General features: G+C 63.4%; 11 protein-coding genes. 8 read left to right on the top strand and 3 right to left on the bottom strand.

Annotated elements, in window-relative coordinates; genetic code table 11:
- Window positions 1-36: 36 nt before the first annotated feature.
- Window positions 37-1,143 (bottom strand): EAL domain-containing protein, encoded by a 1,107-nt coding sequence (locus BLT89_RS16010; RefSeq protein ID WP_090197726.1) that lies wholly within the window; start codon window positions 1,141-1,143, stop codon window positions 37-39.
- 164 nt (window positions 1,144-1,307) lie between these two features.
- On the opposite strand from BLT89_RS16010, the gene BLT89_RS16015 reads away from it, so the two are divergent.
- The 5 genes from BLT89_RS16015 to BLT89_RS16035 all read left to right on the top strand — a co-directional run bounded on the left by BLT89_RS16015 (window position 1,308) and on the right by BLT89_RS16035 (window position 5,114).
- On the top strand, window positions 1,308-1,781 hold the full coding sequence (locus tag BLT89_RS16015; protein ID WP_090197729.1) for an ecotin: 474 nt from the start codon (window positions 1,308-1,310) through the stop codon (window positions 1,779-1,781).
- Between the two features lie 214 nt (window positions 1,782-1,995).
- Window positions 1,996-2,919, top strand: a complete 924-nt coding sequence (locus BLT89_RS16020; RefSeq protein ID WP_090197732.1) for a PliI family lysozyme inhibitor of I-type lysozyme — start codon at window positions 1,996-1,998, stop codon at window positions 2,917-2,919.
- A 53-nt stretch (window positions 2,920-2,972) separates the two neighbouring features.
- A complete protein-coding gene (locus BLT89_RS16025; RefSeq protein ID WP_090197737.1) occupies window positions 2,973-3,407 on the top strand; it encodes a hypothetical protein in 435 nt (144 codons plus the stop codon).
- Between the two features lie 35 nt (window positions 3,408-3,442).
- Window positions 3,443-4,042, top strand: coding sequence for an MliC family protein (locus BLT89_RS16030; RefSeq protein WP_090197740.1), 600 nt, complete (start codon window positions 3,443-3,445; stop codon window positions 4,040-4,042).
- A gap of 88 nt (window positions 4,043-4,130) precedes the next feature.
- Entirely contained in the window at window positions 4,131-5,114 is a 984-nt protein-coding gene (locus BLT89_RS16035) for a GGDEF domain-containing protein (RefSeq protein WP_090197744.1), read from the top strand.
- 15 nt (window positions 5,115-5,129) lie between these two features.
- Here the strand turns inward: BLT89_RS16035 and BLT89_RS16040 are convergent, their stop codons facing one another.
- Complete coding sequence (locus BLT89_RS16040) at window positions 5,130-6,020, bottom strand: helix-turn-helix domain-containing protein (protein ID WP_090197747.1); 891 nt, start codon at window positions 6,018-6,020, stop codon at window positions 5,130-5,132.
- 113 nt (window positions 6,021-6,133) lie between these two features.
- Between BLT89_RS16040 and BLT89_RS16045 the strand changes: the two genes are divergently transcribed.
- The 3 genes from BLT89_RS16045 (at window position 6,134) to BLT89_RS16055 (ending at window position 7,967) form a co-directional block, all read left to right on the top strand.
- Complete coding sequence (locus tag BLT89_RS16045; RefSeq protein WP_090197750.1) at window positions 6,134-6,817, top strand: OmpW/AlkL family protein; 684 nt, start codon at window positions 6,134-6,136, stop codon at window positions 6,815-6,817.
- Between the two features lie 45 nt (window positions 6,818-6,862).
- Complete coding sequence (locus tag BLT89_RS16050) at window positions 6,863-7,381, top strand: P-loop NTPase family protein (protein WP_197673519.1); 519 nt, start codon at window positions 6,863-6,865, stop codon at window positions 7,379-7,381.
- Between the two features lie 160 nt (window positions 7,382-7,541).
- Window positions 7,542-7,967, top strand: coding sequence for an MAPEG family protein (locus BLT89_RS16055; RefSeq protein WP_090197754.1), 426 nt, complete (start codon window positions 7,542-7,544; stop codon window positions 7,965-7,967).
- A 111-nt stretch (window positions 7,968-8,078) separates the two neighbouring features.
- Here the strand turns inward: BLT89_RS16055 and BLT89_RS16060 are convergent, their stop codons facing one another.
- Entirely contained in the window at window positions 8,079-9,230 is a 1,152-nt protein-coding gene (locus BLT89_RS16060) for a PilT/PilU family type 4a pilus ATPase (protein ID WP_090197756.1), read from the bottom strand.
- Between the last annotated feature and the right edge of the window lie 211 nt (window positions 9,231-9,441).

The raw sequence follows: 9,441 nt of genomic DNA on the forward strand, positions 1-9,441 counted from the left end.
GCCCCGCCTGGCCGCAGCATTGCGGCCAGGCGGGGCTCAAGCGTCCGGGTAATCCAGACGCGGGCGCGGCGGACTGAAATAGAAGCCCTGGATCAGCTCGAAACCCATGTCGCGGCAAACCTGCAGTTCCTGATGCAGCTCCACACCTTCGGCCACGCAGGCGATGCCCATCGAGCGGGTCATGGCCAGCAGACTGGCGATCATGCTGCGGCGGCTGGCCGGTGCCAGATGCAGGCCCTGGATCAGGCTCATGTCGAATTTCACGTATTTCACCGGCACCTCGATCAGCTCGAGCAGGCGCGTCTGGCCGGCGCCAAAATCGTCGTAGGCCATCTCTATTCCCAGCGCCCACAGCTCCACTGCCAGCTGCTTGAGCCGCGGAATATCGGTCAGCGCATCCTGATGAATTTCCAGCACCATCGGCTGCTGCGGAAACGCCTCGCGCAGGCGAGTCATCGCGCGCATCAGCTGCGCCGGCTGTTTCAGCTCCGCCGGGTGGGTATTGAGGAACAACCGGCAGGCGCGGCCCTGCAACTGGGCATGCGCCTCGGCCACGCCGGCATCGCGCATCAGCAGCGACAGTTCGGCATCCTTGCCCGGCAGGCTTTCGGCGATATGGAACAGCTCCAGCGGGCCGAACGGCAAATCGCTGCGACCACCGCGCCCGAGCAGCTCGTAACCGTACAGCTGGCCCCTGGCGGTGACGATGGGCTGGAACAGGCAGCGCACCTGACGGGCATCCAGCAGTTGCTGCAGCTGGTGCAAGCCGATCGGCAGCTTGCCGGCCTGTGGCTGCGCCACAAACCGGGTGGTGCTCAACTCGTCGTCCACCCGGCACGGCGCCTCCAGCAGGCGCAATTCATGGCTGGCGAAATGCAGCACATCACCATGGCGCAGGACGCTCTCGCCGTGCAGCTGGCAAAGATTGACGAAGGTACCGTTAGTGCTGCCCAGGTCGCGCAGCCACAGCTCGCCGTCGCGCTGGAAAAATTCGGCATGCACCCGCGAGATATCCGGGCGCACGATGGGCAGCGCCAGTGCCGGGTCGCGACCGACCCGGGCGGGAAAGATATTCAACGGCATACGCAGCAAGGCTGTACCGTCATTGCCGAAGTAACCTTCCAGAAACCACTGTATGGACATGTATTTCCCCGCGGAGTCCCGCTGGCACAGCCCGGCCAATCAGCCTTGGCCGTATGCATGAAACTCTCCCGGCAAGAATAACCGAACAGTCGCCAGCTCCGGGCTTTCCCGGCACACTGACTGCAACAATTTTTCATCCGCTGCCGGGCCGGGAGGGCCACCCCATGAAACGCTGGCTGATCACCCTGTGCCTGCTCTGCACAGCGCCACAGGCCGCTCTGGCCGACGCCAACCTGCAGGCCTTTCCGCCCGCCGGGCCGGGCATGACCCGGCATGTCCTGCAACTACCCGGGCAGGCTGACGAAAGCGCCTTGCAGGTTGAGCTGGTCGTCGGCAAGACGGTGGCCACCGATGCACACAATCGCTACTTCCTCGGCGGCCGGATCGAGGCGCAGAGCGTCCCGGGCTGGGGCTATACCCGCTATGTGGTCAATGCGCTCGGGCCGCTGGCCGGCACCCTGATGGCCAGCGACCCGGCTGCGCCAAAGGTCGAGCGCTTCATCAGCCTGGGCGGCCAGCCTTTTCTGCTGCGCTACAACAGCAGACTGCCGCTGGTGGTCTATGTGCCCGAGGGCGCCGAAGTGCGCTACCGCATCTGGTCGGCCGCAGCGACCTTCACCACTCTCGGCGAAGGCTGACGCCCGGCCGTCAATGGACAGGCCGGCCACTGCTGGCTAGTGTTGCACTCAACCGGTAGCCGCCACAAAGGCTGCCGGCAGCACAATTATCCGAAGGTGCGGGGATAGGCAATGGCGCCCGGCCAGTGCAGGCGCACAAGACAGTTCACTGGTGCACTGGAAATTTCTACCTGTACAGCTGATATATCGGTACGGACGACTCTGGAGCAAGCCCATGTACAAACTACTTGCCGTGTTTCTCTGCTGTCTGTTGCTGGAACACCCGCCAGCCCTTGCCGCCCCGCTGATACGCGAGCAAGCACTGACGTTTCCTCAGGGCGCCACCAGTACCACCGTGCAGGACAAGCTCAAGGGCTACCAGATGGTCAACTATCTGCTGGATGCCCGGGTCGGCCAGACACTCACGGTAGACTTCGCGCCGGACAATCCGGACGCTTATTTCAACCTGCTGCCGCCGGGTTCCGAGGAAGCCCTGTTCATCGGCTCGCGCGACGGCAACCGCTTTACCGGTACCTTGCCGGCAGACGGGCAATACCGCATCCGCACCTACCTGATCCGCAGCGCGGCGCGGCGCAAGGAAAGAGCCAGCTATCAGCTCGATATCAACCTTGGTCTGGGCGCCGCGGCAGAAACTCCAGCAGCCTTTGAGCGGAATCTCGATCTGCTCGGCATCAGCTTCAAGGTCCATAGCACCGATCAGGGCTCGCTCAACCAGCTGCAAATCCACCCCTCCGGGTTGAGCGTGGCCAATGCGCCGATCGAACGCGAGATCGATGGCCGCGTGACAGGTGCCGACATAGCCGACCTGAACCAGGACGGTGCGCCGGAACTCTATATCTTCGTGACCTCGGCTGGCAGCGGCTCCTATGCCTCGCTGGTGGCCTACACGGCCAACCGCAGCAAGTCGCTCAGCGAAATTTACCTGCCGCCGCTGGCCGATGATCCGGCCCTGATCAAGGGCTACATGGGCCACGATCAACTGAGTCTGGGCAACGGCGTGCTGCAGCGACGCTTCCCGCTCTACCGTGCCGGCGACAGCAATAGCGCGCCCACCGGCGGTACCCGCCAGATCGACTACCAGCTGGTGGCGGACGAAGCCGGCTGGCAACTCAAGGTAGAGCGCGTGAAGGACTCCTGAAGCTGGGTTAGCATGGCTCTCCACCCGCCGCTGCCCGCCCAAGGAGTAACCGCTTGAATCTGGCCCTGAAGATCACCCTCGCCGCTGCCGGCATCTTTCTCTTCGTCGGCATGATCGGCGGCATCCTCAAGTACCGCGGCATCATGCGCAGCCCCGAGCACTGCGCGCCGGTGTATATCGACATCGCCCACCGCGCTGCGCTGATGTACAGCTTTGCCGCACTGGTGATGGCCGAACTGCTGAAATACAGCCCGTTCTCCGACGCTGTGCAGCTGCTCAGTAGCTGCGCGCCGCTGCTGTTCTTTGCCATCGCGATTGCCCAGTACTTCAAGCTGGGTCTGGCCAACCAGACCGACAACCAGTTCAGGGAACGCAACTTCAGCACCACCTGGGGCATGTTGCTGCTGATCGTTGCCGAAGTCGGCGGCGTCGGCATGCTGCTGTTCGGCTTTATCGCCACCCAGTTCCTCGGCTGGCCACTGGCCTGAGCCGCAACCGCCCCGCGCACTTCGGGAGAAGCTGCATGCGTACAACCCTGAGTTTCATCCTCACCGGCAGCGCCAGTCTGCTGCTGGCCAATAGCGTTCTAGCCGACAGCCCGTCCTACGACTGCAGCAAGGTGGCAAGCACCAGCATCGAAGCGCTGGTGTGCCAGAGCGATGAACTCTCGGCGCTGGATCGGCAGCTGGCTGAGGTGTATGCCGCGGCCAGGAAAAAAGCTGTCAACGCACATCCGCCTACGCTGAAGGCCGAACAGCGCGGCTGGATCAAGGGCCGCAATGACTGCTGGAAAGCCACGGACATCCCCGCCTGCGTCAAGCTCAGCTACCATTCGCGGATTGCCGAACTGCAGGCGCTTTACCAGCTGCTGCCGGGCAAAGGCCCGTTCAGCTTCGGCTGCGACGGCAACCCGCTCAACGAGGTGATCGTCACTTTCTACCCGACCGAGCCGCCGACCCTGGTCGCCGAACGTGGCGACCGCATGTCACTGATGTATGCCTCCCCCAGCGCCAGCGGCGCAAAGTACGAAGGGCAAAACGAGATGTTCTGGGAGCATCAGGGCGAGGCCAGCATTCGCTGGGGTTACCAGGCAGCAGAGATGCGCTGCAAGAAATTGCCTTGATTCCATGCGCTGCTGATGCTGCACTGCAAAGTGACAGTCCGCTAACTGCGGCTCAGCACAGCAACTTCAGCTTCAAGCGAGCAATCCAGTGAAAGCGCCAGACCTTCCCGCCAACGAAGAAGCACGCCTGCTGGCACTGCGCCAACTGGACATCCTCGACACGCCGGCGGAAGAACGCTTTGACCGCCTGGCACGCATGGCGCGGCGCCTGTTTGATGCACCCATTGCCCTGGTCACCCTGATTGACCGCGACCGCCAATGGTTCAAGGCAGCCAGCGCCCCGGACGAGTATGAAAACCCGGGACAGGTGCCGCGTGAAATAACCTTCTGCGGCCACACCATTGCCCAGGAAAAAGTGCTGGTGATTCCCGATACCCTTGCCGATGGGCGCTTTGCCGACAATCCGATGGTCGCCGGCCCGCCCAATATCCGCTTCTATGCCGGCTGCTCGGTCACCGACGGGCACAACCACAATGTCGGCACCATCTGCATTCTTGACCGGACGCCCAGGGACTTCAGCGCCGAAGACATGGCGCTGTTGCGCGATCTGGGGGCCATGGTCGAGCGTGAGCTGCTAGCTATCCACATGGCCACGATTGACGACCTCACCGGCATCGCCAACCGTCGCGGCTTCATGACCATGGCCCAACATGCACTGCAGCTGTGCCAGAGGCAGAAAGTCCCGGCATCGCTGGCATTCCTTGACCTCAACAAGTTCAAGCAGATCAATGACCGCTTTGGCCATGCCGAGGGCGACCAGGCGCTCAGGTTCTTCGCCGCACAGCTGCGCGAGCACTACCGCGAATCCGACCTGTGCGCACGCCTGGGCGGTGACGAGTTTGTCGTATTGCTGACCAACACCGACATTACCCGGGCCAATGAACTGACCGGACGTTTGTCCGCGGCCCTGCAGGCATCAGCGCTGCAGGCCACCACGGAGGGCGCGGAAGCAGCTTCCTACCACCTGTCGTTCTGCCATGGCGTGGTCGAATACGATGCACAAAGACACGCTTCCATCGAGCACTTGCTCGAAGACGGTGATCGCTTGATGTATCAGGACAAAAAACGCTGACGCCTGATCGCAGAGTCAATCGGCAGCAGCACCCGATAAGCGCGCCGCCTGACGCCGAAAGCGCGCCGGGGTCAGCCCGTGCACACGGCTGAAGCTGGTGGTCATATGGCTCTGCGAATCAAAGCCGCACTCGCTGGCAATCCGCGCTATTGGCAGATCGGTCCCGGTCAGTAACTCGCTCACCCGCTGCAGGCGCAATTGCGTCACGTAGCGGTGCGGAGTCATGCCCAGCGAGTCGGCAAACAGGCGGCGGAAGTGCGAGGTACTGACCCCGGCCTTCTCCGCCAGCACCTGGGTGGTCAGCTGGCCATGCAGGTTTTCCTGCAGCCATTGCAGCACGCTGGTCATGCGCCCCAGATGCAGCGCTGCAGGATTCAGCCGGCTACCGGCCACACCGCTGGCCACCCGCAGCAATTGCTCGACCATGATCGCAGCCAGCCGTTCGACGAATGCCGTGTCGGCGGCGCTGCCATGCTGCAACTCATCGACCAGTTGCCGGGCGGCGGCACTGACCAGGGGATCGCTGAACGGAAACGGCTGGCCTGCCGCACCGAGTTTGTGCAGCAAATCCTGCAGGGCAGGCAGGCGGACCCCGGTGAAATGGAAGGCGGCGACATGCACCGCACCGGCAAACACCCAGTCAGTCGAAACCCCGGGTGGCACCAGCAACGAAAGGCTCTGGATGTACTGCGCGCCCGAGCCTTCCTGACGTGCATCGGTAACCGACGCACCGCCCAGATGCACCAACAGCAGCAGGGTTGGCAACGCTGTCAGGGACTCACGGGCGCTGTGCATCAGATAACGCTCGGCATACAGCGGTGTTGCACCCTTGATGGCAGCACTCACCAGCGGCATGACACCGAGTTGCCGGCGCAGCTGGAGCCACGGACTGCTGGGCGCTGGCATGCATCGCTCCACAATGAGCACAATTTGAAAAACATAGCACTATCTTGTGATATTCAGCCAGCCCAGACCCTTCCAGACTGCATGGACTCCCGCAGTCACAATGGAACCGACCCATGCGCGCCCTCCCCCCGCCCCGCCCGGTACGGCACAGCAGCGGATGGCTGTATGCCCTGCTGATTCTGCTGCCGGGCCTCTGTCCTGCGGCGGCGGCCAGCGAGTCGCCGTGGTTTGCCACACTGGGCGTGAGCACCATCAGCTTCACTTCCAGCGCCGACCTGCAAGGCCCGCAAGGCAGGATCCCCGGTGCCGCCATCGATATTCCCGACACCCAGACGCTGGTCGCCGAACTTGGCTACGCGCTCACGCCGGCGGTGGATCTGCGCTTTCTGCTTGGCGTTCCACCCAACCTGAAAGCCGAAGGCCGCGGTTCGCTGCAAGCCGCCGGCACCCTGCTCGAAGCGAGGATTGCCCCGGCCATGCTCAGTGTCACTTACCAGTTCAATCAAGATGGCAGGATTCGGCCCTACATCGGTGCCGGCGTCGCCTACATCATGTTCCTCAACACGCAGGATGGCGCGCTGGACAATGCCCAGGCCGATGACCGCTTTGGCCAGGTGCTCCAGGCCGGCGTAGACATTCCGCTGGACGCGAGCTGGTCGCTGGTCCTGGATGCGCGCCAGCTGTACTGGAAAACCACCGCCAGCGGCAACGCCACGAGCTTCGGCGGCATGCCGGTCAGCGCCGACCTCGAACCCGATCCGCTAATGTTTACCCTGGGTCTGTCGCGGCGCTTCTGAACGCCATGCGACACTTGGGCTTTCTTCAGTCAGGTCACACCAGCCATGCGCATCGCCATTCTCGGCAACTCCGGCTCCGGCAAATCGACACTGGCGCGCTGGCTGGCGCAGCAAGGTGCGGCGGCATTGCTGGATCTGGATAGCGTGGCCTGGGAGCCGGGGCAGATTGCCGTGGCCCGGCCGGCCGCAGTGGCCGAGGCCGAGGTGCGCAGGTTCTGCGCCAGCCACGCGGACTGGGTGGTCGAAGGCTGTTACGCCAAGCTGATCCAGGTGACTCTGGACTTCGCGCCTCGGCTGATACTGCTCAATCCCGGGCTGGCACAGTGCCTCGACAATTGCCGGGCACGGCCGTGGGAGCCGCACAAGTTCGCCAGCAAAGCCGAACAGGATCAGCATCTGGCGTTCCTGCTGGACTGGGTCGCCGACTATTACCAGCGCGACGGCGAGATGTCGCTGGCAGCGCATGCCAAGCTGTTTGCCGGTTATCCGGGGACAAAGCACGAACTCCGCCAGCAACCCCAATTGCAGCCTGCCGAAGCGCAGATACTGGCCTGGACCCGTTGAACGCTGACGTCTCCCGTAGGGTGGGCTTCAGCCCACCGTTGTCGAACCAGGACATTGGTGGGCTGAAGCCCGCCCTACGTACTTTACCCGGCACGTAACCGGGACAGAGTCTTTATCCTGACTACGCTTGACTGAACATAGCCGCTCAAAGGAACTCCACATGCCCGTTACCAGCCCGATTCTCGGCCCCGTGGTAGCCCTCGTCGCCTGGTCGATGCTGATCTGGTTGTGGATGTACGTCACGCGCATTCCGGCCATGCGCCGGATGCGCATGCAGCTCGACCCGAATGCCCCGCGCGGCGAGCAGATGAGCCAGCTGCCGGCGTCCGTGCGCTGGAAGGCCGACAACTACAACCACCTGATGGAACAGCCGACGCTGTTCTATGCCATCTGCCTGACCCTCGCCCTGCTCGGCATGGGCGATGGCAGCAACCTGCTGCTGGCCTGGGCCTATGTCGGCCTGCGCGTGCTGCACAGCCTGGTGCAGGCGCTGGGCAACCGGATCGAGGTGCGCTTTGCGCTATTCATGCTCGGTTCCCTGGCGCTGATCGGCCTGACGGTCAACGCGGCACGGGCACTGCTGTAGGGGCTGCACCACGGCCGTGTGCCCCTCCTGTGGCAGCGCCGACCCGGCGCGAGGCGCAGGATCTACGCGGAGAGACACCACTCCCATCGCTGACGAACGTCCTCAAGCCGCTCAGCGTCTGCCCTCGCCCTCATCCTCGCCCTGCATATGAAACGGCAGATCATCGCTGCTGACCTGCCGGCCGAGCTTGATGCGCAGGGTCAGGTCGGTGCGCGAATCGGCGTGGCGCAAGGCCTCTTCCACGGAAATCTTGCCGGCCGAATAGAGCTCGAACAGATGCTGGTCGAAGGTCTGCAAACCCTGCTCGCGGGCGCGGCCGATGGCCTCGCGCAGGTCGTTGAGCAAGTCACGCTGGATCAGGTCACGGATATGCGCGGTAGCCAGCATCAACTCCACGGCGACCGCGCGGCGCTGGGTGATGGCCGGCAGCAGGCGCTGGCCGATAACCGCCACCAGGTTCTGCGCCAGGTCGGCGAGGATCTGCTTGCGCGACTCCTCGGGAAAGAAGCGCACGACCCGCTCCAGCGCATGGGTGGTGCTGGTGCCGTGCAGGGTCGCCAGGCACAGGTGGCCGGTCTCGGCGTAGTGCAGGGCATTCTGCATGGTGTCCAGATCGCGGATTTCACCGAGCATGATCACGTCCGGCGCCTCCCGCAGCACGTTGCGCAGGGCCTCGGAGAAGCTGTGGGTATCCAGCCCGACCTCGCGCTGGTCAATCACCGACAGCTTGTGCCGGTGTATGTATTCGATCGGATCCTCGATACAGATGATATGCCCGGATCTTTGCTGGTTGCGGTGCTCGAGCATCGCCGCCAGAGTGGTGGATTTGCCGGAGCCGGCAGCGCCGACCACCAGGATCAGGCCGCGATCAAGCATGGCGAGTTTTTCCAGCTGCGCCGGCAGGCCCAGTTCGGCAATCGCCGGAATCTTGCTCTGGATCATGCGCACCACCATCGATACCTCACCGCGCTGGTAGTAGACGTTGACCCGGAAGCGCGCGGTGTCGGTCACGCTGACTGCCAGGTTCATTTCCAGATCACGTTCGAAATCAGCCCGCTGGCGCTGGGTCATCAACTGATAGGCCATCAGCTTCACTTCACCGCTACGCAATACATGTGCGTTGACCGCGCGGGTGATGCCTTCGACCTTGATCTGCCCGGTGATACCGACGCTCAGAAACAGGTCGGAACCGCCCTGCTCATGCAGCTGCTGCAGATAGCTGTAAACGTCCGGTGCCGCTTGCGTTGCGTTCTGATTTTCCATGCCTGCCGTCCCCTCGTGGCTGTGTGCCTGCCGGCCTAACCCGCAGTTATCCCCAGAGCCTAGACACTCGCCGGCGCAACGGACAAGTTCGCGCCGGTGTTATCCACCGATTTGCTGTCGCAGATCAGTTTTAGCGCCTGCTGAAGCGGCCCTGCGGGCAGTGCCCGAAAAAACCCCGGGCAGTTTCCTGATTGCCCGGCAATCCGCCCGG

The sequence above is a fragment of the Pseudomonas pohangensis genome, from assembly GCF_900105995.1.
Lineage (GTDB): Bacteria > Pseudomonadota > Gammaproteobacteria > Pseudomonadales > Pseudomonadaceae > Aquipseudomonas > Aquipseudomonas pohangensis.

Excerpts from the sequence above, each read along its gene's own strand:
- BLT89_RS16050 (WP_197673519.1), top strand. The coding sequence starts at position 6,863 with ATGCGCATCGCCATTCTCGGCAACTCCGGCTCCGGCAAATCGACACTG.
- BLT89_RS16060 (WP_090197756.1), bottom strand. The coding sequence starts at position 9,230 with ATGGAAAATCAGAACGCAACGCAAGCGGCACCGGACGTTTACAGCTAT.
- BLT89_RS16020 (WP_090197732.1), top strand. The coding sequence starts at position 1,996 with ATGTACAAACTACTTGCCGTGTTTCTCTGCTGTCTGTTGCTGGAACAC.
- BLT89_RS16030 (WP_090197740.1), top strand. The coding sequence starts at position 3,443 with ATGCGTACAACCCTGAGTTTCATCCTCACCGGCAGCGCCAGTCTGCTG.
- BLT89_RS16055 (WP_090197754.1), top strand. The coding sequence starts at position 7,542 with ATGCCCGTTACCAGCCCGATTCTCGGCCCCGTGGTAGCCCTCGTCGCC.
- BLT89_RS16010 (WP_090197726.1), bottom strand. The coding sequence starts at position 1,143 with ATGTCCATACAGTGGTTTCTGGAAGGTTACTTCGGCAATGACGGTACA.
- BLT89_RS16045 (WP_090197750.1), top strand. The coding sequence starts at position 6,134 with ATGCGCGCCCTCCCCCCGCCCCGCCCGGTACGGCACAGCAGCGGATGG.
- BLT89_RS16015 (WP_090197729.1), top strand. The coding sequence starts at position 1,308 with ATGAAACGCTGGCTGATCACCCTGTGCCTGCTCTGCACAGCGCCACAG.
- BLT89_RS16040 (WP_090197747.1), bottom strand. The coding sequence starts at position 6,020 with ATGCCAGCGCCCAGCAGTCCGTGGCTCCAGCTGCGCCGGCAACTCGGT.